A 26,864-nucleotide genomic window follows, 5' to 3' on the forward strand; every position below is an offset into this window, starting at 1 on the left:
GGCCGGCATGGCCGACCGGCGCCGGGAGTTGTTATTCAGAAGTTGATGTTTGCCGCCGCGCACTACGCGGCATTGGCTGTCTTTGTCCTCGCCTGCTGGGGCTTCGGGCGCGCGCTGCTGGCGCGCCTCGCGCCGCCGCCGCGCCGGGATGCCTGGCTCGAAGCGGCCATGGCCGCGACCCTGGGCGTCGGTCTCTTCATCTGCGCGTTCCAGGTGCTGGCGATCTTCGGTGCGTTCAAGGTCGGCGCCACCGTGGCGCTGATCGTTGCCGGTGTCGTGGCCGCCGCGCTTCAGCTGCGCCCCTGGTGGCGCACCGTTCGAGATTCAGCGGCGCCCGCCGCGCCATGGACCCGCGCCGACAAGATCGCGGCCATTGCATTGGCCCTGGTGGCGCTGCCCGCACTCGCCGCGCCACTCGCGCCACCCGCCGCCTTCGACGAGTTGATGTACCACCTGCCCTATGCGCGCCAGGTGGCGCAGCAGGGCGCGTTAGGCATCCACGAGTGGCTGCGCTACCCCTGGTTTCCGTACAACTACAACCTGCTCTATGCCGCCGCGCTGCAGGTGGGCGACGACGTGCTGCCGCATTTTCTCAATGCGCTGGCGGGCCTGACTTCGGCTGTCATGGTCTTGCGCCTCGGCCTCCAGCACACGAACCGGCTCACGGCCTTGATCGGCACGGCCGTCTGGATCGGCATCGGCGACTATTCGAATGCGCTGATCGACATGGGCGTGGCGCTCTTCGTGCTTGGCGCCTGCGTGGCGCTGTGGTGGTGGCGCGAGTCGCAGCCGGTGCAGGCGGGCATGCGCTGGTTGAGCCTCGCGGCGTTCTGCCTTGGCGTGGCGGCGGGGTCGAAATACCAGGCGCTCACCTTCCTGCCGCTGGTGGCGCTGTTCGTCGTCTGGCACGAGCGCCGGCCCAAGGCCTGGGCGCTGGCGCTGCTTTGCTTCCTGATTCCGTGCGTGTACTGGTATGCGCGCAACGCCATCATGACCGGCGATCCGTTCAATCCCATTGGTGCGCGCGTGTTCGGTTTTACCGAGTGGATTCCTGCCGACTACGTGCAGCAGGTGGCCGACGTGCGCGACCATGCGGCGCGGCCCAATGCGCTGATCTGGGCGGTGTTTTTGGCGCCCTTCAGCGTGCTGTGGAAGCGCTCGGCCGCCGTGCGCGCAGCGGGCTGGTTCTGCTTCTATTCCGTCGCCGTGTGGCTGGTGACCTCACGCTACCCTCGCTATCTCACAGCATCATTTCCGTTGCTCGCGCTGATGGCGGCCATCGGCTGGCAGGTGCTGTTCGGCTGGATCGCCACGGGTCTGCGCCGCGCGTTCGGTGGCAAGGGTGCGGCCGCCGCCGATGCAGGCGCTGAAGCACCTGCCGCCGCAGCACCCGCCGGCCGCCTCGGCCTTGCCGGCGACTGGATCGTCGTGCTGCTCGTGGCCGCGCTGGCCGCAGTGTCGATGAAGCAGACCGCCATCAAGGTCGCGATGATCTCGCCCACGCCCGAAACGCGCGAGGCCTTCCTGCGCCAGCACGTGCCGGGCTATGCCGCCATGGACTACCTGCGCCAGCATGCCAACGGGCGCGTCTACCAGATTGCGCTGAACGAGGCGATCTATTACGGTCCCAATCCGATCTGGGGCGATACGCTTGGCCCGTGGCGCTACCGCGATTTCCTGCTGCTGCCTCCGGGCGACATGGCGGTCAAGCTCGCAGGGCTGGGTTTCACGGCCATCGTCATGCCCACCTCGATGGTGCCCACGCTCGCCACCCGGCCCGGCTTCGACCAGCATTTCGCCCTGCTGTATGAAAAAGACGGCGGCCGGGCCTATCGCATTCTTTCGACCGCACCATGACCGACGACAACAACCAATTTGCCGCAGCCCGTGCACCCCTGCGCATCGCAGCGGTGATCCCCTGCTACAACGAGGCGTTGTCGATCGCGCAGGTGGTCGCGCAATTCCGCGCGGCGCTGCCAGATGCCGAGATCCACGTCTTCGACAACAACTCGAGCGACGACACCGCCGCCATCGCGCGCGAGAGCGGCGCCTTCGTGACGCACGTGGCGGCGGCCGGCAAGGGCAACGTCGTGCGGCGCATGTTCGCCGACGTCGAGGCTGACGTGTACGTCACGGTCGACGGCGACGCCACTTACGACGTGGCCAGCGCTCCGCGGCTCGTGGATCTGCTGGTGGAGCGCAACCTGGACATGGTGGTGGGCTGCCGCGTCGACGATGGGCAGAACGCGCTCACCTATCGTGCCGGCCACCGCTTCGGCAACCGCATGCTCACCGGCGCCGTGGCGCAGCTGTTCGGCGGCGGCCTGACCGACATGCTGTCGGGCTACCGCGTGTTCTCGCGCCGCTATGCCAAGTCGTTTCCGGCGCTCTCGCACGGCTTCGAGATCGAGACCGAGCTCACGGTGCACGCGCTCGAGTTGCGCATGCCTTATGCCGAACTCGACACCACCTACAGCACGCGGCCCGAGGGTTCGCACAGCAAGCTCTCGACGTATCGCGACGGATGGCGCATCCTGCGGACCATCTGCAAGCTGTTCATCAGCGAACGGCCGCTGCAGTTCTTCACGATCCTTGCGGCAGTGCTCGCGGTGGGCGCCATCGCGCTGGTCATTCCGCTGCTCGTCACCTACCTGCACACCGGCCTGGTGCCCCGGCTCCCCACGGCGGTGCTGGCGACCGGCGCCATGCTGGCCGCGATGCTGTCGATGGTCTGCGGCGTCGTGATGCACGCCATCCGGCTCGGCCGCCGCGAGGCCAAGCGGCTGCGCTACCTGGCGACGCCCGGCGTGCGCCACTTCGCCGGCAAATGAAGCTTGGCCGGCAGTTTCTGTCGTTCGCGGTGGTGGGCGCGATCGGCTTTGTCGTCGACGTGGCCGTGCTGTACCTCGTCGCGCCGCTGCTGGGCTGGTATGGGGCGCGGGTGCTGTCGTTTCTTGCGGCGGCAACGGCCACGTGGGCGTTGAACCGGCGCTACACCTTCCGGCGTTCCGAAGCTTCGATGCTGCGCGAGTACCTCGGCTACCTCGTGACCATGCTGGGCGGCGCGGTCGTCAACTACGGCGCGTATGTGCTCGTGCTGCACTGGGCCACGGGCCCCTGGGCGCCCGCGGCCGGCGTGGCCCTGGGCAGCTGCGCGGGGCTGATAGTGAACTTCCTGTCCGCACGCTATCTGGTGTTTCGCGCGAAGTAGCAGTGTGGCTCCCTCCCCCTCTGGGGGAGGGCTGGGGTGGGGGCACGCGGAGCATCCATCGGGCGCTCTGCCTGCCCCCATTCCGACCTTCCCCCAGAGGGGGAAGGAGAAAGGGAAGCGCTGGCGCTCAGTGCGCGCCCGACACCACCACCGGAATCTCGGTCGCGGGCGGCGTGTTGCGGCTGCGGCCGCAGCGCACGATGCCGTCGATCATCACCATGCCGACTCCCGGAATGTCGCCGAGCTGCACGCTCTCGAGCAGGCCCGGCGCCGGTGAATGCTGCGCGCGGTCCATGAAGACGAAGTCGGCGTCGCGGCCCACCTCGATGAGCCCGCAGTTGAGCTTGCGGATGCGCGCCGTGTTGCCGGTGGCAAAGCAGAACACCAGCTCCGCCGGAATGTTGGCGATGGACGACAGCATGGCCACCAAGCGCAGAATGCCCAGCGGCTGCACGCCGGACCCCGCGGGCCCGTCGGTGCCGAGGATCACGCGATGCGGGCATTTGAGTTCGAGCGCGGCCTTGGCCGCGGCAATGGCGACCTTCTCGTTGCCGTTGTGCACGATCTCGATCGCACGCGAGCTCTTCTCGCACAGCTCGCACACATGCGCCTCGGGCAGCGAAGTGTGGCCGCCGTTGATGTGGCCGATGATGTCGGCGTCGGCCTCCAGCACCACGTCCTTGTCGATCAGGCCGGAGCCCGGAATCGAAGGCCCACCGGTGTGGATGGTGCTCTGGATGCCGTACTTGCGCGCCCAGGCGACCATTTCCTTGGCCTCGTAGCCGGCTTTCACCGAGCCCAGGCCCACTTCGCCGAGCAGGCCCACGCCGGCTTCGGCGAGTTCCTTGAAGTCGCTTTCGACCATGCCCTTCTCGATGACCGGCGCGCCCGCCAGCACCTTCACGCCGCCGGGGCGAAAGTTGTCGAACGCGCGCTGCGCGGTGATGGCCAGCGCCTTCAGGCCCACGATGTCCTTGGGCCGGCCCGGCAGGTGCACTTCGCCGGCCGAGATCATGGTCGTCACCCCGCCGTGCATGGTGGAATCGATCCAGCCGATCTGGCCCTGACGCGGCGTCCAGTCGCCGAACACCGGGTGCACATGGCTGTCGATAAGGCCCGGTGCCACGCAGGTCTGCTTCGCGTCGATGACGGTCTTCGCGCCTTCGAGGTCGCAGTCTTTTTCCTTGCCCACCGCAACGATCAGGCCGTCGTTCACCACGATGGTGTCGGCGTCCAGGATGGGCTTGTCGATGTCGCCCGAGAGCAAGAGCCCGATGTTCTTTATGACGACTTTGCCCGACTTGCCGCCGGCTGCGATTTCTGCCATTTTGTGTTGTCCTCGTCGTGGGAGTTGTCGGGTGCCTCGTCTGCGCGCACGGTGCGCAGCACGGTCTCGATCACGAAGTCTTCCCAGTGCGTGATCGCCTCTGGCGATTCCAGCGGCTCGCCGAGGAAGGCCGTGAGCGTGTGCCGGTTCGAGGTGTAGAAGTAGCCGGTGGACGCGATCAGCAGGTAGATGTCGCGTGCAATCAGGTTGCTGCGAAACAGGCCCTGCGCCGTGCCGCTCGCCAGGATTTCTGCAATGATCGCCACCGCCCGCGATGAGTATTCGCGCGCCCGCAGCGACTTGGAGATGTGCCGCCCCTTGTGCAGGTTCTCGGTGTTCAGGAGCGTGACGAACTCGGGGTTCTTGCGGTAGTAGCCCAGCACGAAGCGGATGACCTCGGTGAGCGCCTCCACGGGCCGCGAGGCGTCGAGCGCAATGGCGGCCTCGGCATCGTCCATGCGCTTGTAGATGCCTTCGAGCACTGCAATGAAGAGGCCTTCCTTGCTGCCGAAGTAGTAGTAGATCATCCGGTCGTACGACTTGGCCGCCTTGGAGATTTTCTCCACGCTGCCGCCGTCGTAGCCGTACTTGGCGAACACTTTGGTCGCCGACTTCAGAATGCTGTCGCGCGTGGCCTGCGCCGCGGCCTCGCGCACGCCGGTGCGGCGCTGGGGCTTGGTTGCAGCCGGCTTGCGTTCCATTACCGGCGGTCGCCGCCGGGCCGCCCCAAGGCGGACCGCGCCTCCCCCTCGGGGGGTGGAGTTACACGAGCGAAGCGAGTGAAAAGCCGGGGGGCGAACATTATTTTTCCGCGAAGGCGCGTTCGACGACGAAATCGCCCGGCGTCGAGGTGTTGCCTTCCTTGAAGCCGCGCCCTTCGAGGATGTGCTTCAGGTCCACCAGCAGGCCCGGGCTGCCGCACAGCATCACGCGGTCTTCCACCGGGTTGAGCGGGGGCAGGCCGAGGTCGTCGGTGAGCTTGTTGGTCGAGATCAGGTCGGTGATGCGGCCCTGGTTGCGGAACTCCTCGCGGGTGACCGTAGGGTAGTAAAGCAACTGCTTCTCGACCATCTCGCCCAGGAACTCGTGCTTGGGCAGGTGGTCGGTCACGAGGTCGTGATAGGCCAGCTCGTCGACCTGGCGTACGCCGTGCACCAGGATGACCTGCTCGAACTTCTCATAGGTCTCCGGATCGCGGATGATGCTCATGAACGGTGCGAGGCCGGTGCCCGTGCCGAACAGGTACAGGCGCTTGCCCGGCAGGGTGTAGTCGATCAGCAGCGTGCCGGTGGGCTTGCGGCCCACGATGATGGTGTCGCCCACCTGGATGTGCTGCAGTTTCGAGGTGAGCGGGCCTTCTTCCACCTTGATGCTCAGGAACTCGAGATGCTCCTCGTAGTTCGGGCTCACGATGCTGTAGGCGCGCAACAGGGGCTTGTTGTTGACCTTCAGGCCGATCATCGTGAAATGACCGTTCGAGAAGCGCAGCGCCGGGTCGCGCGTGGTGGTGAAGGTGAACAGGCGGTCGGTCCAGTGGTGGACGCTCAGGACGCGTTCTTCGCTGAATGCACTCATACGGAACTCAAGAGTTGGTTGAACAGTGGGAAGGTGGCTGGGCCGAAATGCACGCCCCTGGGGCGCGAGCCTTCGGCCGGCTGCGAACCCTCCATTGTCGTTGGTCGGAAAAACCCCCGATGGATACCGCGAGAAAACACCATTGCAAGCATCGGGCCTGTTTGCTACATTGACCGCGAATGTAGTGAACGCAACATGAAAGTGTAGGGAATGCTACACAAACGGAAGGCGGTGCACAAGCGGGCAGACGGCACGTTTGTTGCAACCCTTCGCAGACCGAGATTCCGACGCCGACCCGCACCACACGCCCACGAGATCGCCCTGATGACAGAACACACCAAGACAGACGGACTGCCCGGCATGGACATGCCGGTGGCCTTCGACGCCGGCGGCAGCGCCTTCGGCAAGGCGCCACCGCGCAACGAGCGAATGAGCACCGCCAAGGTCGAGTGCAACGCCTGTCCGGTGCTGTGCCAGATCTCCGACGGCCGCACCGGCGCCTGCGACCGCTACGCCAACAGGGAGGGCGTGCTGGTGCGCGTCGACCCCGTGGTCCTGCTGCGCCGCGAGATCGCGAGCGAGGCCCCGGTGCTGGTGCCCTTCGACCGGCCCGCCGCGGAGAAGGCCGAAGCCGGCGCGCCCGACTGGAGCGGCGACCTCCTGCGCGCCGACGAAGTCTTCGTGACCGGCGTGGGCTCGTCCACCACCTATCCCGACTACAAGCCGGCCCCCTTCATCGTGGCTTCGAAAGCCCAGGGCGTCGACATGGTCACCGTCGTCACCGAAGGCATCTTCAGCTACTGCAGCTTCAAGGTGAAGATCGACACCGACCGCTTCCTCGGCTCCGAGCAGGCCAACGTGCGCTATCGCGGCGAAGTGGTCGGCCACGTCACCACGGCCGAATACGGCTCGCAGATGCTCTCTCTCGGCGGCGTGCACCACCTCACCGGCGGCAGCAAGAAGGAAGGCCGCATGACGGCCGAGCTGATGCAGCTCCTGGGCAACAAGAAGGCCGTCGAGTGCACCATCGACGGCGGCTCTACCCTCGTCATCCAGGCCGGCAAGGCGCCCATCGTCAACGGCGTGGAAGAGCAGCGCATGCGCGTGGGCTGCGGCTCGGCGGCCGTCGGCATCTTCGCGCGCCAGTTCGCGGGCGTGGCCGACGAGGTGGTGGTGGTCGACGACCACATCACCGGCGTGCTCACCGAGCACCAGGCCGGGCGCTGCCTCGACATGGCGCCCTCGGGCATCCAGATGCTGGGGCGCAAATCCACGCCGGGGCGCTACTTCCAGGTGGCGAATCCGGGCAACGGCTGGGGCGGCACCGACATCGCCGATCCACTCTCGATCATCGAGGGCTGGGAAGAAGGCGTGGCGCGCCCGGGCCTGCGCCTCCTGATGACATCGACCACCGGCGAGCATGCGCAGTGGTATGTGCTCGATGACGCATTGAAGCCTGTCGAGCAGCCCATGCCCGCCGAAGTACGCCGCATCGTCGAGCGCATCGGCGAAAACTGCGAGCCGTCGCTGTGCACCGTGCTGTTCCTCGGCGGTGCGGGCGGCAGTCTGCGTGCCGGCGTCACCGAAAATCCCGTGCTGCTGACACGCGCCATCAAGCGCGCGCTCGTCAACGTGACCTGCGGCGGCGCGCCGGCCTATGTGTGGCCCGGCGGCGGCATCACCGTGATGGCCGACGTCATGCGCATGCCCGACAACAGCTTTGGCACCGTGCCCACTCCGGCCATCGTGGCGCCCATCGAGTTCAGCATGCGGCGGGACGACTACCAGGCGCTTGGCGGGCACATGGAACACATCTTCTCGCTCGAGCAGGCGCTTGCGCGCGGCGCGTGGCAGGAAGACGGCGCGCCCTTGTCACGCCAGTGGGTCGTCATGGACGACGCGAATCCGTGGCCGCTCGGCCACCCACCCATGCTGGGCTGAACCATGACCGCTCAACGCGCCGCGCTCGACAAGAACCGCTGGCACTTCAACCACGGTCCGATCGACATCGTGGCCGAGGCGCATGGCGACCCGTATGCCGTGGCCGCCGCGCACGACGCCGCATGGGCGCGCTTCGGCCATGTGCTGGCCGAGCTGGTGCGCGAGCTGCCGCTGCTGCGCCTGCCCGCGAGCGACAACATGCGCCCGCGCGGTGTGGTCGGCAGGCGCATGTGGGACGCCTGCGCCGCGTTCTCGCCGATGTTCATCACACCCATGGCGGCCGTGGCCGGTTCGGTGGCGCAGGAGCTGATCGCGTTCTACGACCGCCCCGGCATCGAGCGCGCCTGGATCAACAACGGCGGCGACATTGCGCTGCACCTTGCGCCAGGGCAGTCGGCGCGCGTGGGCGTCTATGCCGACCTGGCGCGCTTCGACTGGCGCAAACATGTCGATGGTGAAGGCGGCATCCTCACCACCGACGGCCAGTTTGAAATCCGGGCGGAGCAGCCGGTGCGCGGCGTCGCCACCAGCGGCTGGCGCGGCCGCAGTTTCTCGTTGGGCATTGCCGACAGCGTGACCGTTCTGGCCGCGACCGCGGCCGCGGCCGATGCCGCCGCCACGGTGATTGCCAATGCCGTCGACGTGGACGATGCGGCCATCGAGCGGCGCCCCGCCAACGAGTGCAAGGACGACACCGACCTCGGCGACCTTCCGGTCACGGTCGACGTTCCGCCGCTGGCGCCCGCGCAGGTGAAAAGTGCGCTCGACACCGGAGCCGTTTGCGCCAAGGTGCTGCAGAAAGGCGGGCTCGTCTGGGCGGCTTTGCTCGTTTGCCAGGGTCAGTGGCGACTTGTTGAACCCTTATGCTCCAAGGCGCTGCCACAATCGCCATCCGGTGCAGTTGGTTCAGTATTTGCTTAACGAAAAGCAAGGTTCTTTTTCATGATCGATATACGCCGCGTCTTCACCCATGTCGAGCACATCCACCACGAGTTCGGGCCGCGCGCCAAGACTCCGCTGGTGCGCGGTGCCATCGGCGCGGTGCTGACCAATCCGTTTGCGGGTCGCTACGAACCCGACATCCTGCCGATGATGGCGCTGCTCGACCCGGTGGGCGTTGACATGGCGCACAAGCTGCACGCCGCCATGGACGTGCCGCTCGAGCAGATCGCCACCTACGGCAAGGGCGCCATCGTGGGCGCCGCCGGCGAGCTCGAGCACGGCGCGCTCTGGCATGTGCCCGGCGGTTACGCCATGCGCGAACTGCTCGGCTGGAAGGGCGACCGCGCGGCCTACACCGCCGGCAAGGCCGAGGAAAAAACCGGCCAGCCCGGCAATGCGCTGTCCATCGTGCCCTCGACCAAGAAGGTCGGCCCGCCCGGCGCCGCGCTCGACGTGCCGCTCACCAACATCAACGCCAGCTACGTGCGCGGCCAGTTCGACGCCATCGAAGTGCGGGTGCCCGGCGCACCGGCGGCCGACGAGATCGTCTTCATCCTGGCGATGAGCACGGGCTACCGCATCCATGACCGTGTCGGCGGTCTTCGCGCCGAAAACATCAGCAAGTGGGACGGCCTGCGCTGAGCTGCCCGCACCGAGACAAGAAGGAACACAAGACATGACCGCCAACATTCGCAAGCTCGTCATCCAGGTCGACGAGACTCGCAAGGAAATGGGCCAGACGATCGATCCGCCCACGCGCCGTGCCGTCGCCATCGCGGTGATCGAGAACCCCTATGCGGGCCGCTTCAGCGAGAACCTCGACGAGTTGATCGCCATTGGCGAAGAGCTTGGCGCGCTCCTGGGCCAGAAAGCCGTGAAGGCGCTGGGCATCGAACCCGGACAGGTGCAGAGCTATGGCAAGGCCGCCATCGTCGGCGAGAGCGGCGAGCTCGAGCACGCGGCCGCCATCCTGCACCCCAAGCTCGGCGCGCCGCTGCGCGTGGCGGTTGAAAAGGGCGCGGCACTCGTGCCCTCGGCCAAGAAGCGCGGCACGCTGGGCACGGCCATCGACGTGCCGCTCGGCCACAAGGATGCGGCCTTCGTTCGCAGCCACTTCGACGCCGTCGAGGCGCGCGTGTCCGACGCGCCGCGCGCCAACGAGATCGTGGTGGCCGTTGCCGTCACCGACAGCGGCCGTCCGCTGCCCCGCATCGGCGGGCTGCAGGCGAACGAAATCAAAGGCGAAGACGGGCTGCGTTGAATCCGTCCATCACCATTCAGCGCCTGTGCATTCACTCGTTTCTTCTTTCCTCTTTCGATCCCAAGGAGCTTCCTCATGAACCCATTGCGTCACGTCTTCAGCGCCGCGGCCATTGCCACACTGGCCACGGCCCTCGTTCCTGCCCATGCCCAGGGCGTGATCAAGATCGGCGAGGTCAACAGCTACAAGGCCCAGCCCGCCTTCCTCGAGCCCTACAAGAAGGGCATGGAGCTGGCCGTGGAAGAGATCAACGCCAAGGGCGGCGTCAACGGCCGCAAGGTCGAGCTCATCACCCGTGACGACAACGCCAACCCCGGCGATGCGGTGCGCGTGGCCGAGGAGCTGGTCGCGCGCGAGAAGATCGATGTGCTCACCGGCACCTTCCTGTCGAACACCGGCCTGGCCGTGGCCGACTTCGCCAAGCAGAAAAAAATCTTCTTCCTGGCCGGCGAACCGCTGACCGACAAGATGACCTGGCAAGGCGGCAACGAATACACCTTCCGCCTGCGCCCCGGCACCTACATGCAGGCCGCGATGCTGGTGCCCGAAGCGGCCAAGCTCAAGAAGAAGCGCTGGGCCATCGTGTACCCCAACTACGAATACGGCCAGTCGGCCGTGGCCGCATTCAAGACGCTCCTGAAGGCCGCGCAGCCCGATGTCGAGTTCGTCGCCGAACAGGCGCCGCCGCTCGGCAAGGTCGATGCGGGTGCCGTGGTGCAGGCGCTGGCCGACGCCAAGCCCGACGCGATCTTCAACGTGCTGTTCGGCGCCGACCTTTCCAAGTTCGTGCGTGAAGGCAACACCCGCGGTCTCTTCAAGGACCGCACGGTGGTGAGCGTGCTCACCGGCGAGCCCGAGTACCTCGACCCGCTCAAGGACGAAACGCCCAACGGCTGGATCGTGACCGGCTATCCCTGGTACGGCATCCAGACGCCCGAGCACAAGGCCTTCTTCCTTGCGTACCACGGCAAGTACAAGGACTACCCGCGCCTGGGCTCGGTGGTTGGCTACACCATGATCAAGTCGGTGGCGGCCGGCATCGAAAAAGCCAAGAGCACCGAGACGCCCAAGCTCATTGCCGCCTTCAAGGGCCTGCAGGTTGACTCGCCCTTCGGCAAGATCAGCTATCGCGCCGAAGACCACCAGTCGACCATGGGCGCCTTCGTTGGCAAGACGAAGAACGACAACGGCAAGGGCGTGATGGTCGACTACACGTATTTCGACGGCGCCAAGTTCCAGCCGAGCGCGGCCGACGTGAAGAAGTCTCGCGCCGCGGACTGATCTTTTTTTCTTCCCGGAACGCTTGCACCCATGAGCCTCTCGTCCCTGCTGCTTCAGTTCCTGACCGGGCTGTCGTCTGCTTCGTCGCTGTTCCTCGTGGGGGCCGGCCTTTCGTTGATCTTCGGCGTCACGCGCATCGTCAACTTTGCGCATGGCTCCTTCTTCATGGTGGGCATCTACCTTGCCTACACGCTGGTCGACAAACTCGGCACGCTCGGCTTCTGGCCGGCCGTGCTGATCGCCGCCCTCGCGGTGGGCGTGATCGGCGCGCTGATCGAAATGGTGCTGCTGCGCCGCATCTACAAGTCGCCCGAGCTGTTCCAGCTGCTGGCCACTTTTGCACTGGTGCTCGTCATCAAGGATGCGGTGCTGTATGTGTGGGGACCGGACGAATTGCTCGGCCCGCGCGCGCCGGGCCTGTCGGGCTCGGTCGACATCCTGGGCCGGCAGTTTCCGACCTATGACCTGTTCCTGATCGTCGTCGGACCGGTGGTGCTGGGCCTCATGTGGCTGCTGCTCACGCGCACCCGCTGGGGCACGCTGGTGCGCGCTGCCACGCAAGACCGCGAGATGGTCAGTGCGCTGGGCGTGAACCAGGCCTGGCTGTTCACCGCGGTGTTCGCGCTCGGCGCCACGCTCGCGGCACTCGGCGGCGCGCTGCAGTTGCCGCGCGAGCCGGCCACGCTCGCGATAGACCTCAACACCATCGGCGCGGCTTTCGTGGTGGTGGTGGTGGGCGGCATGGGCTCGATTCCCGGCGCCTATGTGGCGGCGCTGCTGCTCTCCGAGATCAAGGCGGTCTGCATCTGGCTCGGCGTGGTCGAGATCTTCGGCTACAGCGTGTCGTTCTCCAAGCTCACGCTGGTGGTCGACTTCATCGTGATGGCCATCGTGCTGGTGTGGCGCCCCTGGGGCCTCTTGGGCCGACCGCAGGCGCCGAGCCGCTACGTGGGCATGCAGGAAGAGCCGCTGCGGCGCGCGAGCAAGGGCTATTTGTGGCTCGTCGCCGCGCTCGGCGTGGTGCTCATGGCCACGCCGCTGCTCACGGCCGATTCGCCCTACACCACGGTGCTGATGATCGACCTGCTGATTGCGGCGCTCTTTGCGGCCAGCCTGCACTTCATCATGGGACCGGCGGGCATGCATTCGTTCGGCCACGCGGCCTACTTCGGCCTCGGTGCCTACGGCGCCGCCCTGCTGGTGCGCGCGAGCGGCATGCCGATGGAGCTCGCGCTCGTCGTCGCGCCGCTGGCGGCCGCCATCGGCGCTTTCGTCTACGGCTGGTTCGCGGTGCGGCTTTCAGGCGTGTACCTTGCGATGCTCACGCTGGCCTTTGCGCAGATCACCTGGGCCGTGGTCTACCAGTGGGATTCGTTCACCGGCGGCAGCAACGGGCTCACCGGCGTGTGGCCTTCGGAGTGGCTGTCGGACAAGCGCACCTACTACTGGCTCACGCTGGTGCTCGTGGCGGCCGGCATCCTGATGCTGCGGCGCGTGCTGTTCTCGCCGTTCGGCTATGCGCTGCGCGCGGGGCGCGATTCGGTGCTGCGCGCCGATGCGATCGGTATCGACGTCAAGCGCATGCAGTGGACGGCTTTTGTCATTGCTGGTGCTGCTGCGGGGCTTGCCGGTTCGCTCTATGCTTTTTCGAAGGGGAGTATTTCGCCTGAGAGCCTGAGTGTCGACAAGTCGGTGGATGGCTTGGTGATGGTGCTGCTTGGGGGTATTCAGACGTTGGCGGGGCCGGTGGTGGGGGCTGTGACTTTCAGCTGGCTGCATGACACGGTGGCGCGCAATACGGATTACTGGCGGGCTACGTTGGGGGCGATCATCCTGCTGCTGGTGTTGCTGTTTCCGCAGGGGATTGCTGGGTTTGCCAAGCAGTTGAGCGATCGATTGCTGCGGGGGCGCCGTTCGGAAGCGGATGTTGCTTTGAAGGAGAAGCGGACTTGAAGTGCGCTTGTCTTTCATTGTTCGGAGGTTTTCTTTTTTCCCGAGGCCGGGTCTCGCCCCGGCGGGCGACTCACTTTCTTTGCTTCGCCAAAGAAAGTAAGCAAAGAAAGGCGACCCCTACTGTCTGCGTCCCTTCGCTGCGCTACGGGCAACCTGCGGTGCTCGACTCCGGCGGGGGTCCGCAGAACTCGCTTCGCTCAAACAGCTGCGGCCCTGATCCCGCCTCCATCTGCGCTCCTCGGCGCATACAGAAGGGGTGGGAGCGGGCAGCCTTCGCTCCCGCTCGGCCCCAATATCAATACCAGCAGTCAATACCAACCACCGGGGCGCCCCGCGCCGCGGTGGTCTGGTGGCCGAGCGAAGCAAAGGCCCGTTCGGTCTCCAAGCCCCTCTGTATGCGCCGAGGAGCGCAGGGTTTCGCGGATCAGGGCTCGCAGCTGTCTGAGCGAAGCGAGTTCTGCGAGACCCCGCGAAACCCGAGCACCGCAGGTTGCCCGCAGCGAAGCGGAGGGTCGCAGACAGTGGGGTCGCCTTTCTTTTGCCTACGTTTCTTTGGCGAAGCAAAGAAAAGTAGGTCGCCCGCCGGGGCGACACCCGGCCTCGGGAAGCAAACGATCAGCACAGATCGAAAGATCGGCAGCAATAGAAAGGCCGCCAGCCCTCACCCCAACCCTCTCCCAGAGGGAGAGGGAGTAAGCCAGAAATGACACTTCTCAAAGTAGACAACCTAGGCAAGTCCTTCGGCGGCGTCAAAGCCGTAGACGGCATCAGCTTCGAACTGAAAGCAGGCGAGCTGCTCGCACTCATCGGCCCGAACGGCGCAGGCAAGTCCACCACCTTCAACATGGTGAACGGCCAGCTCAAGGCTGACCAGGGCTCGATCGTGTTCGGCGGCCATGAACTCGTGGGGCAGAAGCCGCGCGACATCTGGCGCCTGGGCGTGGGCCGCACTTTCCAGATCGCCGAAACCTTCGCATCGCTCACCGTCGCCGAGAACGTGCAGATGGCCATGCTTTCGCACGACGGCAAGCTGTTCTCGATGTGGCGCCGCGCGGCGGACCACAAGCGCGACGAGGCGCTGGCGCTGCTCGACCAGGTCGGCATGAAGGCGCAGGCCGACCGGCCCTGCAGCGAGCTTGCCTACGGCGACGTCAAGCGCGTGGAGCTTGCGATCGCGATGGCCAATGCGCCCAAGCTGCTGCTGATGGACGAGCCTACCGCGGGCATGGCACCGAAGGAGCGCAACTCGCTGATGGCGCTGACCAAGGAGCTGGTGGTCCAGCGTGGCCTCGCGGTGCTGTTCACCGAGCACAGCATGGACGTGGTGTTCGCGTATGCCGACCGCATGATCGTGCTGGCCCGCGGTCGCCTCATTGCGCAGGGCAAGCCGCTCGAGATCCGCGACCATCCGAAGGTGCAGGAGGTGTACTTCGGCAGCGGCAAGACATTCGAAAAAATTGCAGAAAAAGCCGCGGCAGTGAACGCGGCAGTGGGAGCCGCTGCATGAGCACGCACGAAACATTGTTGAAGGCCAACGCGCTGTGCGCCTGGTACGGCGCCGCGCAGATCCTGTACGACGTCGATCTCGAAGTGCGCCGCGGCGAAGTCGTCGCGCTCATGGGCCGCAATGGCGCGGGCAAGTCGACCACGCTCAAGACGCTGATCGGCATGCTCGCCAAGCGCAAGGGCAACGTCAGCTTCCTCGGCCATGACATCTCGAAGAGCGAGCCTCATCACGCGGCGAAGCTCGGCCTTGGCTTCGTGCCCGAAGACCGCCGCGTGTTCACCGACCTCACGGTGATGGAAAACCTCGAAGTCGGCAAGCAGCCGCCGCGCCGCTGGGCAGACGGCAGCGAGGCGCCGCTGTGGACGCCCGAGCGGCTGTTCAAGCTCTTTCCCAACCTGGGTGAAATGCCCAACCGCCCGGGCGGCCGCATGAGCGGCGGCGAGCAGCAGATGCTCACCGTGGCGCGCACGCTCATGGGCAACCCCTACCTGGTGTTGCTCGACGAGCCTTCGGAGGGCGTGGCGCCTGTCATCGTCGAACAGATGGCCAACATGATCCTGGAGCTCAAGGCGCAGGGCGTGAGCATCCTGCTGTCGGAACAGAACATGCATTTCGCCGAGCTGGTGTCCGATCGCGCCTATGTGCTCGAGAAGGGCCAGATCCGCTACCACGCCACCATGGCAGAGCTCGCGGCCAACGAAGAGGTGCGCCGCGCCTACCTGAGCGTCTAGCGCGCGGACGCTTTCGCTTTTGTTTTTCATCAACCACCGGAGCACACCATGCACGACTCGCACCGCAGATCCCTTCTGAAGTCCACGGCCGCATTGAGCTTGCTCGGTGCGACCGGAACGCTGTTCGCGGCCTCGAAGCTCAAGCCCAACGACAAGTCCGCGCTGATCGTGATCGACGTGCAGAACTGTTTCGTCGATGGCGGCACGCTGCCCGTCAAGGGCGGCGCCGAGGTGGTGCCGGTGATCAACAAGCTGGCCGAATCGTTCGAGAACATCGTGGTCACGCAAGACTGGCACACGCAAGGCCATGCGTCGTTCGCGAGCGCGCATGCGGGCCAGAAGCCGTTCAGCAGCATCAAGCTCTCGTACGGCAACCAGGTGCTCTGGCCCGACCACTGCGTGCAGGGCACCGACGACGCGGCGCTGCACAAGGACCTGAAGCTGCCCACTGCGCAAGTCATCATCCGCAAGGGCTTCCACAAGGGCGTGGACAGTTACTCCGCCTTCGAGGAGGCCGACCGCAAGACCGCCACCGGCCTGGGCGGCTACCTCAAGCAGCGCGGCATCAAGACGGTCTACGTGGCCGGGCTGGCCACCGACTTCTGCGTGGCATGGACCGCGCTCGATGCGCGCAAGGCCGGCTTCGAGGTCTACGTGATCGAGGACGCCACGCGCGCCATCGACCTGAACGGATCGCTCGCCGCGGCATGGAAGCAGATGACGGCCAAGGGCGTCAAGCGCATCCAGTCCTCGGACATCCAGGCGGCCTGAGCGCCTTCTCTGCCACCACAATCACCACCCTCGCAACAACAACGACAGCAAAGAGCTTGACGACGCATGACGATTTCGATTTCAAGGCGCGCCCTGGTGGCGGGCGGCGCAGCCCTGGCAATGGGCCCTGGTCTTCTACGTTCGGCACGCGCGGATAACGGCGTCACCGACAACCTCATCCGCATCGGCCAGTCGGCCGTGTTCAGCGGTCCGGCCAAGGACTTCGGCGTCGACTACCGCGCGGGCATCAAGCTCTATTTCGACCGGACCAACAAATCCGGTGGCATCAACGGCCGCAAGATCGAACTCGTCTCCTACGACGATGCCTACGACCCCGCGAAGACGGCTCTCAACACGGCCAAGCTGATCGACGAGGACAAGGTCTTCGCGCTCGCGGGCTTCGTTGCTACAGGCAACCTCGCGGCCGCGATGCCGCTGGCCGAGAAGGCGGGCGTTCCCATGTTCGCACCGCTGGTGGGCACCAGCTCGTTTCGCGCCAAGGTCAATCGCCTGCTGTTTCACGTACGTGCCGGCTACGACCTCGAGCTGCGCAAGATCATCAGCCATCTCTCGACCATCAGCCTCTCGTCCATTGCCGTGGTCTACCAGGACAGCGCCTTCGGCAAGTCGAACCTCGCCACCTGCGAGAAGCTCGCCGCCGAATACAAGGTGCAGGTCGTAAAGGCGCTGCCGCTGGCCATTACCGCCGATGACGCCAAGCAGGTCGTCGCCGGGCTGGCCGAGGCCAAGCCTGGTGCGGTCGTGATGATCATGGCGGGACGCATGGTCGAGGTCTTCATGCGCGACTACCGTGCGAACGGCGGGGCGGCGCCGCTCTACACGCTGTCGGTCGGCATCACCGATGCGACGGGTTCCGCCAAGCGTCTCGAAGGCAAGCTCGCGGGCCTGGTCACGGCCAGCATCGTGCCGCCGCCGGAAGCATTGCGCGTGCCCATCGTGGCCGACTACCAGCGCGACCGCGCCGAGTTCGGCGAGAAGATCGACGGCTACACGGCGCTCGAAGGCTACATCGCCTCGCGCGTGATGGTCGAAGGCCTGCGCCGCGCGGGCAAGACGCTCACGCGCGACAGCTTCATCGCGGGGCTCGAAAGCATCGGCAACACGCGCTTCGGCGATTTCCCGGTCGAGTACAGCGCGAAGAACCACAACGGCTCGACCTTCGTGGACCTGGAGATGTACACCCGTGACGGACAGCTGCGGCGCTGAGCCGCTGCAATTGCAGGTCAACGGCCAGGCCTGTTCGATTCCGGGCGTGCCGCGCGAGGCCACGCTGCTGCATCTGCTGCGCAACGACCTCGGCCTGAACGGGCCCAAGTACGGTTGCGGCCTGGGCCAGTGCGGCGCCTGCACCGTGCATGTCGATGGCGTGGCGGCCCGTGCCTGCGTGATTCCCGCGCATGGCGTGGCGGGCCGCGCGGTCACCACCCTGGAAGGTCTCGGCACGCGCGGCCGCTGGCATCCAGTACAGGCAGCTTTCGAAGACGCACAGGCCGCGCAGTGCGGCTATTGCCTGAACGGCATGGTGATGCAGGCCGCGGCGCTGCTCGCGCGCGATCCGCATGCGAGCGAGGCGCGCATCCGTAGCGAGCTCTCGGGGAACCTGTGCCGCTGCGGGACGCATATTGAAATTCTGGACGCGGTGCAGCGTGCTGCGGTACGCATGCAAGAGGTGGTGCGTTCATGAGCCGCTCGTCGTGTCCCCTCTCCCTCAGGGAGAGGGAGCAAGTCAGGGGGCAAAGAGCATGACGCGGCGCGCCGATCTTCCGCGCACACGCGCGGACTTTCTCTCGGCCAACGGCGTGTTGTTGGTGGTGCGCGAGACCCCACCCGCACCACCACCCGCCAAGGGCCAGCCCACAGCCATCGCAGGCAACCCCATCGAGGGCGACGAGATCCTGCTTGCGGTGTGGGACGACGGCAGCGCGTCGGCGCTCAACGGCCACGTCGACCTGGGCACCGGCATCCAGACGGCGCTGGCGCAGATCGTGGCCGAAGAGCTCGACCTTGGCATGCCCTGCGTGCGCATGATGCTCGGCGACACCGCACGCGCGCCCAACCAGGGCGCAACCATCGCAAGCGCCTCGATCCAGATCCATTCGCAGCCACTGCGCCTGGCCGCCGCGCAGGCGCGCGCGTGGCTGCTTGCGCGCGCGGCCGAGCGGCTCGGCATGCCGGTGAAAGCGCTGCAGGTGCGCAACGGCGTGGTGCGCGTGGCCGATGAGCCCGATCGCCACGTCAACTACGCCGAGCTGATCGCGGGGCAGCGCACCGTGCTGCGGCTCGACCCCGCCGCCGAGCTCAAGCACCCGGTCGACTACCGCATCGTCGGCACGCGCCAGGCGCGCGTGGACATTCCCGCCAAGCTCGCGGGCGAGAGCGTCTTCGTGCACGACATGCGCGTGCCCGGCATGCTGCACGGCCGGGTGGTGCGACCGCCGTATGCCGGTGCGGACCACGGCGACTTCATCGGCAACACGCTCGAAGCGGTGGACGAATCGTCGATTGCACACATTCCCGGCATTCGCGCGGTGGTGGTGATCCGCGACTTCGTCGGCATCGTGGCCGAGCGCGAAGAGCACGCCGAGGAGGCGCTGCGCGAACTGCGCGTCACGTGGAAGCCCTGGCCCGGCATGCCGGACCTCTCCGACCTGGCGCAGGCCTTGCGCGACAACCCGTCGACGCAGCGCCTGCTGGTCGATGAAGGCGATGTCGATGGCGCGCTTGCCGCGGCCGCCCAGCCGATGCATCGCACCTACGTCTGGCCCTACCAGATGCACGCGTCCATCGGACCTTCGTGCGCGCTGGCCGAATGGCAGCCGCAGGATGGCAGCGGCCTGCGGCTTCGTTGCTGGGCCGGTTCGCAAAACCCGCACGTGCTGCGCGCCGATCTCGCCAGGCTCATGGGCGTGGACGACGTGCAGGTCGACGTCATCCGCATGGAAGCCGCGGGCTGCTACGGCCGCAACGGCGCCGACGACGTGGCGGCCGACGCCGCACTGCTTGCGCGCGCCGTGGGCGCGCCGGTGCGCGTGCAGCTCACCCGCGAACAGGAGCACTCCTGGGAGCCCAAGGGCGCCGCGCAGCTGATGGAAGTGGATGGCGGCCTCATGGCCGATGGGCGCATCGCGGCCTACGACTTCGAGACCTCGTACCCGTCGAACGGTGCGCCCACGCTCGCGCTGCTGCTCACGCGCACCATCGAACCGGTGGCGCAGGCCTTCGAGATGGGCGACCGCACGGCGCGCCCACCCTACAGCGTCGACAACTTGCGCGTGAAGGTCAACGACATGGCGCCGATCGTGCGCGCCTCGTGGCTGCGCGGCGTGTCGGCGTTGCCGAGTTCGTTCGCGCACGAGTCGTACATCGACGAACTGGCCACCGCGGCCGGTGTCGATCCGGTGCAGTTCCGCCTGCGCCACCTGAACGATCCGCGCGCCGTCGAACTCGTGCAGGCCACCGCGCAGAAAGCCGGCTGGCGCATGCGCACCGGCCCAGAGGAGAACGCCGATGGCGGACTGGGCGAGGGCGGAGACATCCTCTTCGGCCAGGGCTTTGCCTACGCGCGCTACATCCACAGCAAGTGGCCCGGCTTCGGCGCCGCCTGGGCCGCATGGGTGGCCGACGTCGAGGTCAACCGCAAGACCGGCGAAGTGCACGTGCGCCGCGTGGTGGTGGGGCACGACGCGGGGCTCGTGATCAACCCCGCGGGCGTCGAGCACCAGGTGCACGGCAACGTGATCCAGACCACCAGCCGCGCGCTGATGGAAGAGGTGCAGTTCGCGCCGCAGCAGGGCGCGGCATCGAGCAATGCGAGCGGTGGTGCGCAACTGCCGGGCGTGCTGCCCTCGGGCGTGGTCGCGAGCCGCGAGTGGGGCAGTTACCCGATCATCAACTTTCGCGAAGTGCCGATGGTCGAGATCATGCACATGCCGCGGCCGGGTGAGCCTTCGCTCGGCGCGGGCGAGTCGTCGTCGGTGCCGGGGACTGCGGCGATCGCGAATGCGATCTTCGATGCCACGGGCGTGCGGTTTCGCGAGCCGCCGTTCACGCCGGAAAAAGTGCTGGCTGCGTTGAATCGGGAGTTTCTCCCTCCCCCTCTGGGGGAGGGCGGGGGTGGGGGCGAGCGGCGTTCGAATGGTGACGCTGCCGTGCCCCCATCCCAGCCTTCCCCCAGAGGGGGAAGGAGCAATGCAGAAGCACCATGGCCGCAGCGCAAAGGCATCCTTGCCACCGGCGCCGCCCTCTTCATCGGCGGCATCGGCCTCATCGCCGGCCTGCTCGGCTGGCGCTCTTCCATCGCCCCGGTCTCGCTCACCGCACCGGTCTACAGCCAAGCCACCATCGAACGCGGCCGCGTGCTGGCCGCGCTCGGCGACTGCGCCGTGTGCCACACCGTCCCGGGCGGCGCGCCCAACGCGGGCGGCCGCGCGATGGAGACGCCTTTCGGCACGCTCTACACCACCAACCTCACGCCCGATGCAGAAACGGGCCTGGGCCATTGGTCGTTCAGCGCTTTCCAGCGGGCGATGCGCGAAGGTGTCTCGCGCGACGGCCATCACCTGTACCCGGCATTTCCGTACACGGCATTCGCCAAGACCAGCGACGACGACCTGCAGGCGCTCTACGCGTACTTCATGTCGATGCCCGCCGTGCGCGCCGAAACGCCGAAGGCCGAGCTGAAGTTTCCGTTCAGCATGCGTCCGCTGATGGCCGGATGGAACGCGCTCTTCCACGATCCGGCGCCGTTGCAGCCGGTGGCCGCGCAAAGCGCGGAATGGAACCGCGGCGCCTACCTCGTCAACGGCCTGGGCCACTGCGGCACGTGCCACACGCCGCGCAACGCGCTCGGCGCAGAGCAGGGCGGCAGTGCCTTCTTGTCGGGCGCCATGGTCGACGGTTGGGAGGCTCCTGCGCTCACCGGCCTTTCGAAATCGGCCGTGCCATGGGACGCCGACGAGCTGTACCGCTACCTGCGCCAAGGCCATACGCAGCGCCATGGCATGGCTGGCGGCCCCATGGCGGAGGTGGTGCGCGAGCTGGGGCAGGTGCCTGATGCCGACGTGCGCGCCATGGCCACGTATCTCGCGTCATTCAATCCCGCGCCGGTGGCCGAGCCGCAAGCCGTGGCGCAGCAGATCGTCGACACCGCCGCGCGCACGCAGGGCCGGCTGCTCGGCCCGGCGCAGCGCATGTTCGACAGTGCCTGCGCCTCGTGCCACCACGATGGCGACGGCCCCACACTGCTCGGCGTGAACACGCCGCTCGCGCTCAACAGCAACCTCACCAGCGCGCGGCCCGACAACCTGCTGCGGACCATTCTCGATGGCGTGCGCGAGCCCGCGAGCCGGGGCATCGGCTTCATGCCGGCGTTCCGCGATGCGCTCGACGACCGCCAGATTGCCGAACTCGCGGGCTACATGCGCGCGCGCTTCGCACCGCAGGAGCCGGCGTGGAAGAACCTGCCGGCCGAAGTGGCGCGCGTGCGCGCGGCCCGCGGCCACGGCGCCGAGTAGCGCGCCAGTCTCCGGCCCGGCAGCGGCAAGGCAGACATTCATTCAGAATGTCCGTTCCCTGAACCACAAGCGCCTCCGGAGACAACATGCCCCTCGATCTTTCCACCGCCACCAGCCTTCCCCGCGACGCCGAGCGCGCCACACTCGTCGGCCGCATCTGGCAGCCCGGCGTGGGCCCCGTTCTCGTGGCGGTGCATGAGGGCGGCTTGCACGATCTCTCCCGGCTGGCGCCGACCATGAGCGACTTGCTCGAACGCGCCGAGTCTCCTTCGGCCAGCGTGCGCGATGCGGTGACTGCCGGCAAGGCCCCGCGCATCGCCGAGCTGGCCGCCGTGCTCGCCAACAGCGACGCGACCGCGCGCGACGAAGCGAAGCCATGGCTGCTCGCGCCCTGCGACCTGCAGGCCGTCAAGGCCAGCGGCGTGACCTTTGTGGAGAGCCTGCTCGAGCGCGTGATCGAAGAGCAGGCGCGCGGCGATGCATCGCGCGCGGAGGCCACGCGCGCGGCGCTCAGCGGCGTGCTCGGCGACAACCTCGCGGGCATCGTGCCCGGGTCGGCCGAAGCCGCGAAGGTCAAGGAGGTCTTGATCGGCCAGGGCGCATGGTCGCAGTACCTCGAAGTCGGCATCGGGCCCGACGCCGAGATCTTCACCAAGGCGCCGGTTCTCTCGGCCGTGGGCACTGGCGCCGACGTGGGCATTCATGCCGCATCGGTGTGGAACAACCCCGAGCCCGAGGTCGTGCTCGCGGTCAACAGCCGCGGCGAGACACTCGGCGCCGCGCTTGGCAACGACGTCAACCTGCGCGACTTCGAAGGCCGCAGCGCGTTGCTGCTCGGCAAGGCCAAGGACAACAACGCCTCCTGCGCCATCGGTCCGTTCATCCGTTTGTTCGATGCGCATTTCGGCATCGACGATGTGCGCCGCATCACGGTGGCACTCGAAGTGACGGGGCCCGAAGGCTTCACGCTCGAGGGCTCGAGCTCGCTCGCAAAGATCAGCCGCGATCCGCTCGACCTGGTCTCGCAAGCCATCGGCGCGCACCATGACTATCCCGACGGCTTCATGCTTTTCCTCGGCACGATGTTCGCGCCGACACAAGACCGTCATGGTCCTGGGCAAGGATTCACGCACGTCGTCGGTGACCGCGTGCGCATCGCGGCACCGGAACTCGGCGCGCTCGTGAACCGCGTGGTCCATTCGGATCAAGCGCCACGGTGGACTTTTGGACTAAGTGCGCTGATGCGCAATCTTGCGAGCCGCGGATTGCTGTAAACGTTCTTTCTACGCTTTAAAAGGAGTTGTACTCCTTTGTGATTCATAGGCAGCACGTAGCAATGTGTTGCTGTTGACCGCGCTTTTCGTTCCCCTCAAGATAACCATTGTTGGTGGTTGTTAATAAATAGGGAGATGGGGTTGTCGCCGAGCGAGATAGAACTATTGCAGTCGTCTGTTGAAGGCCCGCTTCCGTGCGGCGAAGACCTCGAATACGACCCCGACTTCATGGCGCTGCAGCAGGCTGCGACAGGAAAGCGGGAGCAGCAGTTCGGCTCCACCATCATCCCGGCGGAGCCGCCTGACTGGGCCCGTGTCGAGCGCATTGCAAAGCAGCTGTGTCAACGCACGCTCGACGTGCGCGTGCTGGTTCTGCTGACGCTGGCATGGACCGAGAGCCGCGGCCTTCCCGGCTATGTCGATGGGTTGCGCGTGGTGGATGGCATCCTGCAAAAGTATTGGGACGACGTGCATCCGCGCGTGGTCGATGGCGATTTCGAAGACCCGCTGCCGCGCATGAATGCGCTGGCTGCATTGGCCGAAGCCGAGGGACTCGGACGCAGCGTGCGCGATGCACGCCTGCTCGAGGATGCCGGCGCGTCGATGAGCCTGCGGCAGGTCGAGGCACTGCTCGATTCGAGCAAGGCCGACCAGATCGATTACCCGGGCGGCATCGGCCGGCTGCGGGAAGTGGCGCGCCGCGCACAGGAAAAAGCGGCAGCGCCGGTGATGGCATTGCATGCAGCGCTGGAGTTGCTGCAGCGGATTCGCGAGACCTCGGAGCGCGCGCTGGGGCAAAGCTGGGCGCCCGATTTCTCGCGTCTCGAACGCTCGCTGCGCACCGTGGTCCAACTGCTGCCCGAGCAGGCGCAGCCGGCGCCGGCCGAAGCATTGAAGGCCGAGAGCGGCAGCGAGCCGGCGCAAGCGGCCGCATCGGGACCAGGCATTGCGAGACCTTTGAATGGCGCCTCCGGGCCGCGGTTAGCGAGCATTAAAGATATTGAAATATCGACTCGTGATGATGTGCAGGTTTTGCTGGAAAAGGCGTGTCAATACATGGAACGCACCGAGCCCAGCCACCCCGCACCGATGCTCATCCGAAGAGCGCAAAGACTGCTGGACCTCAACTTCTTCCAGATCATCGAAGAACTCGTTCCCGAGGGCTTGCAGAAGATTGAAAGCCTGGCGGGCCGTTCGCTCGGCAGCAGCACCGCTGAATAGCAAGGCAGGCGCCGGCGCGAGAACACAAGGACAGACAGTCAGGGCAGGTCCGACCCACACGCACAGAGATTCAAGAGGAAGCTTATGGCAGACAACCGTGTCAGAAACAGTGGTCAGAAGTTCATCGCGCGCAACCGGGCGCCGCGCGTGCAGATCGAGTACGACGTCGAGATCTACGGCAGCGAACGCAAGATCCAGCTGCCCTTCGTGATGGGCGTGATCGCCGATCTCGCGGGCAAGCAAGTCGACCCGATGCCCGATCTGGCGGACCGCGATTTCATGGCCGTGGACATCGACAACTTCGACGACCGCATGAAGTCGATCAAGCCGCGCGTGGCCTTCCAGGTGCCCAACACGCTCACGGGCGAGGGCCAGATGAATGTCGACATCACCTTCGACAGCATGGACGACTTCTCGCCCGCGCGCATTGCACGCCAGGTGGGTGCGCTGCAGCACTTGCTCGAAGCCCGCACCGAGCTTTCCAACCTGCTGTCCTACATGGACGGCAAGAACGGTGCCGAGCAGCTGATCGCCCAGGCGCTGCAGAACCCGGAGCTGCTCAAGTCGCTCGCGTCCGCACCCAACCCCGCCGTGGCCAAAGCGGTGGAAGCGGCGAACGAAAAGTCGGGCGCCCCCGGCACCCCTTCCGAGTAAGCCGAGTAAGCCGACAGGACCTCCACCATGAGCACCGCATCCAAACAGACAGCAGCGCGCGCGCAGACCGCCACCATCGAGGCGCTCGAGCCCAACGAGTTCTCCGACCTGCTGCAGCGAGAGTTCAAGCCCAAGACCGACCAGGCCCGCGAGGCGGTGCAGAGCGCCGTCAAGACGCTGGCGGTGCAGGCGCTCGAAAGCACGGTCACCATCTCGAACGACGCCTACCGGACCGTGCAGGCGATCATCACCGAGATCGACCGCAAGCTCTCCGAGCAGATCAACCAGATCCTTCATCACGAAGACTTCCAGCAGCTCGAAGGCGCATGGCGCGGCCTGCACTACCTGGTCAACAACACCGAGACCGACGAGCAGCTCAAGATCCGCGTGATGTGCGCATCCAAGCGCGAAGTGGCGCGCTCGCTCAAGCGCCACAAGGGCATCGGGTGGGACCAGAGCCCGCTGTTCAAGAAGATCTACGAGCACGAGTACGGCCAGTTCGGCGGCGAGCCCTTCGGTGCGCTGATCGGCGACTTCCACTTCGATCACAGCCCGCCCGATGTCGAGATGCTCGGTGAAATGGCGAAGATCGCCGCGGCCGCGCACTGTCCCTTCATTGCCGGCGCATCGCCCACCGTGATGCAGATGGATTCGTGGCAGGAACTCTCGAACCCGCGCGACCTGACCAAGATCTTCCAGAACACCGAGCACACCGCATGGCGGTCGCTGCGCGAGTCGGAAGACGCGCGCTACATCGGCCTGGCCATGCCGCGCTTCTTGGCACGCCTGCCGTATGGCGCGCGCACCAATCCGGTCGACGAGTTCGAGTTCGAGGAAGAAACCGACTCGGCCCTGCACAACCGCTACACCTGGGCCAATTCGGCCTACGCCATGGGCGTGAACATCAACCGTTCGTTCAAGCAGTACGGCTGGTGCACCTCCATTCGCGGCGTGGAGTCGGGCGGCGCGGTCGAGAACCTGCCCACGCACACCTTCCCGACCGACGACGGCGGCGTGGACATGAAGTGCCCGACCGAGATCGCTATCAGCGACCGGCGCGAGGCCGAGCTGGCCAAGAACGGCTTCATGCCGCTGGTGCACCGCAAGAACTCCGACTTCGCGGCCTTCATCGGCGCGCAGTCGCTGCAGCAGCCGGCCGAGTACTACGACGCCGATGCCACGGCCAACGCCAACCTGGCGGCGCGCCTGCCGTACCTGTTTGCATGCTGCCGCTTTGCGCACTACCTGAAGTGCATCGTGCGCGACAAGATCGGTTCGTTCCGCGAGCGCGAGGACATGGAGCGCTGGCTCAACGACTGGATCATGAACTACGTGGACGGCAGCCCCGGCACGTCGTCGCAGGACACGAAGGCAATGAAGCCGCTGGCGGCGGCCGAAGTCCAGGTGGAAGCCATCGAGGACAACCCGGGCTACTACGCCGCCAAGTTTTTTCTCCGGCCGCACTACCAGCTCGAAGGGCTGACCGTGTCGTTGCGGCTGGTTTCGAAGCTGCCATCCAACAAGAAGGACAGCAGCTAGTTCAACGGTGTCCCGCTATCGGGCAAATATAACTTTGGGGGTTAATCATGGCAGTAGACATGTTCATGCGCGTCGAGGGCGCAAACGGCGAATCCAAGGACTCGAACCACAAGGACTGGACGGATATCAAGTCGTTTGCATG

22 protein-coding genes and 1 pseudogene are annotated in these 26,864 nt (G+C 66.3%); 20 read left to right on the forward strand and 3 right to left on the reverse strand.

All coding sequences use genetic code 11. The features are described 5' to 3' along the window. Positions 1–45: 45 nt before the first annotated feature. Genes BLR24_RS25230 through BLR24_RS25240 form a run of 3 tightly spaced genes read left to right on the forward strand, consistent with a single transcriptional unit; the run spans position 46 to position 3,211 of the window. Positions 46–1,857 carry an ArnT family glycosyltransferase gene (locus tag BLR24_RS25230; protein ID WP_093022419.1) on the forward strand — a complete coding sequence of 604 codons (1,812 nt, stop codon included), beginning with the start codon at positions 46–48 and terminating at the stop codon, positions 1,855–1,857. Continuing rightward, complete coding sequence (locus BLR24_RS25235) at positions 1,854–2,831, forward strand: glycosyltransferase family 2 protein (protein ID WP_093022422.1); 978 nt, start codon at positions 1,854–1,856, stop codon at positions 2,829–2,831. The genes BLR24_RS25230 and BLR24_RS25235 overlap by 4 nt, the downstream gene beginning before the upstream one ends. Further along, complete coding sequence (locus BLR24_RS25240; protein WP_093022425.1) at positions 2,828–3,211, forward strand: GtrA family protein; 384 nt, start codon at positions 2,828–2,830, stop codon at positions 3,209–3,211. The genes BLR24_RS25235 and BLR24_RS25240 overlap by 4 nt, the downstream gene beginning before the upstream one ends. 127 nt (positions 3,212–3,338) lie before the next feature. Here the strand turns inward: BLR24_RS25240 and BLR24_RS25245 are convergent, their stop codons facing one another. From BLR24_RS25245 to BLR24_RS25255, 3 genes are all read right to left on the reverse strand, one after another. Next, positions 3,339–4,538, reverse strand: coding sequence for an amidohydrolase family protein (locus BLR24_RS25245; RefSeq protein ID WP_093022428.1), 1,200 nt, complete (start codon positions 4,536–4,538; stop codon positions 3,339–3,341). After that, positions 4,493–5,239: a TetR/AcrR family transcriptional regulator gene (locus BLR24_RS25250; protein ID WP_093022431.1), complete on the reverse strand. Its 747-nt coding sequence runs from the start codon at positions 5,237–5,239 to the stop codon at positions 4,493–4,495. The genes BLR24_RS25245 and BLR24_RS25250 overlap by 46 nt, the downstream gene beginning before the upstream one ends. A 100-nt stretch (positions 5,240–5,339) precedes the next feature. After that, positions 5,340–6,113 (reverse strand): ferredoxin--NADP reductase, encoded by a 774-nt coding sequence (locus BLR24_RS25255; protein ID WP_093022434.1) that lies wholly within the window; start codon positions 6,111–6,113, stop codon positions 5,340–5,342. 324 nt (positions 6,114–6,437) lie between these two features. Here BLR24_RS25255 and BLR24_RS25260 point away from each other — a divergent pair, with 324 nt between their 5' ends. The 17 genes and pseudogenes from BLR24_RS25260 to BLR24_RS31125 all read left to right on the forward strand — a co-directional run. Further along, entirely contained in the window at positions 6,438–8,054 is a 1,617-nt protein-coding gene (locus tag BLR24_RS25260) for a 6-hydroxynicotinate reductase (RefSeq protein ID WP_093022436.1), read from the forward strand. 3 nt (positions 8,055–8,057) lie between these two features. Further along, positions 8,058–8,975, forward strand: coding sequence for a UPF0280 family protein (locus BLR24_RS25265; RefSeq protein WP_093022438.1), 918 nt, complete (start codon positions 8,058–8,060; stop codon positions 8,973–8,975). 21 nt (positions 8,976–8,996) lie between these two features. Continuing rightward, the gene (locus tag BLR24_RS25270; RefSeq protein ID WP_055806846.1) at positions 8,997–9,638 is read left to right on the forward strand and encodes an amino acid synthesis family protein; all 642 of its coding nucleotides are present in this window, start codon (positions 8,997–8,999) and stop codon (positions 9,636–9,638) included. 34 nt (positions 9,639–9,672) lie between these two features. After that, positions 9,673–10,257, forward strand: a complete 585-nt coding sequence (locus tag BLR24_RS25275) for an amino acid synthesis family protein (RefSeq protein WP_093022441.1) — start codon at positions 9,673–9,675, stop codon at positions 10,255–10,257. Between the two features lie 75 nt (positions 10,258–10,332). After that, positions 10,333–11,538, forward strand: a complete 1,206-nt coding sequence (locus tag BLR24_RS25280; protein WP_055806840.1) for an ABC transporter substrate-binding protein — start codon at positions 10,333–10,335, stop codon at positions 11,536–11,538. Positions 11,539–11,568: 30 nt separating this feature from the next. After that, complete coding sequence (locus BLR24_RS25285; protein ID WP_093022444.1) at positions 11,569–13,491, forward strand: ABC transporter permease; 1,923 nt, start codon at positions 11,569–11,571, stop codon at positions 13,489–13,491. 703 nt (positions 13,492–14,194) lie between these two features. Next, entirely contained in the window at positions 14,195–14,998 is an 804-nt protein-coding gene (locus BLR24_RS25295; RefSeq protein ID WP_093022446.1) for an ABC transporter ATP-binding protein, read from the forward strand. Further along, positions 14,995–15,729 (forward strand): ABC transporter ATP-binding protein, encoded by a 735-nt coding sequence (locus tag BLR24_RS25300; protein ID WP_093022449.1) that lies wholly within the window; start codon positions 14,995–14,997, stop codon positions 15,727–15,729. Before BLR24_RS25295 ends, BLR24_RS25300 begins: the two co-directional genes overlap by 4 nt. Before the next feature lie 48 nt (positions 15,730–15,777). Then, a complete protein-coding gene (gene pncA / locus BLR24_RS25305) occupies positions 15,778–16,500 on the forward strand; it encodes a bifunctional nicotinamidase/pyrazinamidase (protein ID WP_093022452.1) in 723 nt (240 codons plus the stop codon). A 66-nt stretch (positions 16,501–16,566) separates the two neighbouring features. Next, complete coding sequence (locus tag BLR24_RS25310; RefSeq protein WP_093022454.1) at positions 16,567–17,727, forward strand: ABC transporter substrate-binding protein; 1,161 nt, start codon at positions 16,567–16,569, stop codon at positions 17,725–17,727. Continuing rightward, positions 17,705–18,205, forward strand: coding sequence for a (2Fe-2S)-binding protein (locus BLR24_RS25315; RefSeq protein ID WP_093022457.1), 501 nt, complete (start codon positions 17,705–17,707; stop codon positions 18,203–18,205). The genes BLR24_RS25310 and BLR24_RS25315 overlap by 23 nt, the downstream gene beginning before the upstream one ends. A 58-nt stretch (positions 18,206–18,263) precedes the next feature. After that, positions 18,264–22,034, forward strand: a complete 3,771-nt coding sequence (locus tag BLR24_RS25320) for a molybdopterin cofactor-binding domain-containing protein (protein ID WP_093022460.1) — start codon at positions 18,264–18,266, stop codon at positions 22,032–22,034. Between the two features lie 86 nt (positions 22,035–22,120). After that, positions 22,121–23,308: a fumarylacetoacetate hydrolase family protein gene (locus BLR24_RS25325; protein WP_093022463.1), complete on the forward strand. Its 1,188-nt coding sequence runs from the start codon at positions 22,121–22,123 to the stop codon at positions 23,306–23,308. A gap of 165 nt (positions 23,309–23,473) precedes the next feature. Further along, positions 23,474–24,529: a type VI secretion system protein TssA gene (gene tssA / locus BLR24_RS25330; protein ID WP_254787562.1), complete on the forward strand. Its 1,056-nt coding sequence runs from the start codon at positions 23,474–23,476 to the stop codon at positions 24,527–24,529. A gap of 84 nt (positions 24,530–24,613) precedes the next feature. Next, the gene (tssB, locus tag BLR24_RS25335; RefSeq protein ID WP_021004930.1) at positions 24,614–25,183 is read left to right on the forward strand and encodes a type VI secretion system contractile sheath small subunit; all 570 of its coding nucleotides are present in this window, start codon (positions 24,614–24,616) and stop codon (positions 25,181–25,183) included. A gap of 27 nt (positions 25,184–25,210) precedes the next feature. After that, on the forward strand, positions 25,211–26,722 hold the full coding sequence (gene tssC / locus BLR24_RS25340) for a type VI secretion system contractile sheath large subunit (RefSeq protein WP_055806808.1): 1,512 nt from the start codon (positions 25,211–25,213) through the stop codon (positions 26,720–26,722). A gap of 47 nt (positions 26,723–26,769) precedes the next feature. Continuing rightward, positions 26,770–26,864: pseudogene (locus BLR24_RS31125) on the forward strand (type VI secretion system tube protein Hcp); the annotation flags it as partial.

The organism is Variovorax sp. OV700 (genome assembly GCF_900099805.1).
In the GTDB taxonomy this organism is placed as follows: Bacteria; Pseudomonadota; Gammaproteobacteria; order Burkholderiales; family Burkholderiaceae_C; genus Variovorax.

Bases quoted from the DNA above. Each gene is read 5' to 3' on its own strand.
- BLR24_RS25230 (WP_093022419.1), top strand. From the start codon at position 46: ATGTTTGCCGCCGCGCACTACGCGGCATTGGCTGTCTTTGTCCTCGCC.
- BLR24_RS25235 (WP_093022422.1), top strand. From the start codon at position 1,854: ATGACCGACGACAACAACCAATTTGCCGCAGCCCGTGCACCCCTGCGC.
- BLR24_RS25240 (WP_093022425.1), top strand. From the start codon at position 2,828: ATGAAGCTTGGCCGGCAGTTTCTGTCGTTCGCGGTGGTGGGCGCGATC.
- BLR24_RS25245 (WP_093022428.1), bottom strand. From the start codon at position 4,538: ATGGCAGAAATCGCAGCCGGCGGCAAGTCGGGCAAAGTCGTCATAAAG.
- BLR24_RS25250 (WP_093022431.1), bottom strand. From the start codon at position 5,239: ATGGAACGCAAGCCGGCTGCAACCAAGCCCCAGCGCCGCACCGGCGTG.
- BLR24_RS25255 (WP_093022434.1), bottom strand. From the start codon at position 6,113: ATGAGTGCATTCAGCGAAGAACGCGTCCTGAGCGTCCACCACTGGACC.
- BLR24_RS25260 (WP_093022436.1), top strand. From the start codon at position 6,438: ATGACAGAACACACCAAGACAGACGGACTGCCCGGCATGGACATGCCG.
- BLR24_RS25265 (WP_093022438.1), top strand. From the start codon at position 8,058: ATGACCGCTCAACGCGCCGCGCTCGACAAGAACCGCTGGCACTTCAAC.
- BLR24_RS25270 (WP_055806846.1), top strand. From the start codon at position 8,997: ATGATCGATATACGCCGCGTCTTCACCCATGTCGAGCACATCCACCAC.
- BLR24_RS25275 (WP_093022441.1), top strand. From the start codon at position 9,673: ATGACCGCCAACATTCGCAAGCTCGTCATCCAGGTCGACGAGACTCGC.
- BLR24_RS25280 (WP_055806840.1), top strand. From the start codon at position 10,333: ATGAACCCATTGCGTCACGTCTTCAGCGCCGCGGCCATTGCCACACTG.
- BLR24_RS25285 (WP_093022444.1), top strand. From the start codon at position 11,569: ATGAGCCTCTCGTCCCTGCTGCTTCAGTTCCTGACCGGGCTGTCGTCT.
- BLR24_RS25295 (WP_093022446.1), top strand. From the start codon at position 14,195: ATGACACTTCTCAAAGTAGACAACCTAGGCAAGTCCTTCGGCGGCGTC.
- BLR24_RS25300 (WP_093022449.1), top strand. From the start codon at position 14,995: ATGAGCACGCACGAAACATTGTTGAAGGCCAACGCGCTGTGCGCCTGG.
- pncA (WP_093022452.1), top strand. From the start codon at position 15,778: ATGCACGACTCGCACCGCAGATCCCTTCTGAAGTCCACGGCCGCATTG.
- BLR24_RS25310 (WP_093022454.1), top strand. From the start codon at position 16,567: ATGACGATTTCGATTTCAAGGCGCGCCCTGGTGGCGGGCGGCGCAGCC.
- BLR24_RS25320 (WP_093022460.1), top strand. From the start codon at position 18,264: ATGACGCGGCGCGCCGATCTTCCGCGCACACGCGCGGACTTTCTCTCG.
- BLR24_RS25325 (WP_093022463.1), top strand. From the start codon at position 22,121: ATGCCCCTCGATCTTTCCACCGCCACCAGCCTTCCCCGCGACGCCGAG.
- tssB (WP_021004930.1), top strand. From the start codon at position 24,614: ATGGCAGACAACCGTGTCAGAAACAGTGGTCAGAAGTTCATCGCGCGC.
- tssC (WP_055806808.1), top strand. From the start codon at position 25,211: ATGAGCACCGCATCCAAACAGACAGCAGCGCGCGCGCAGACCGCCACC.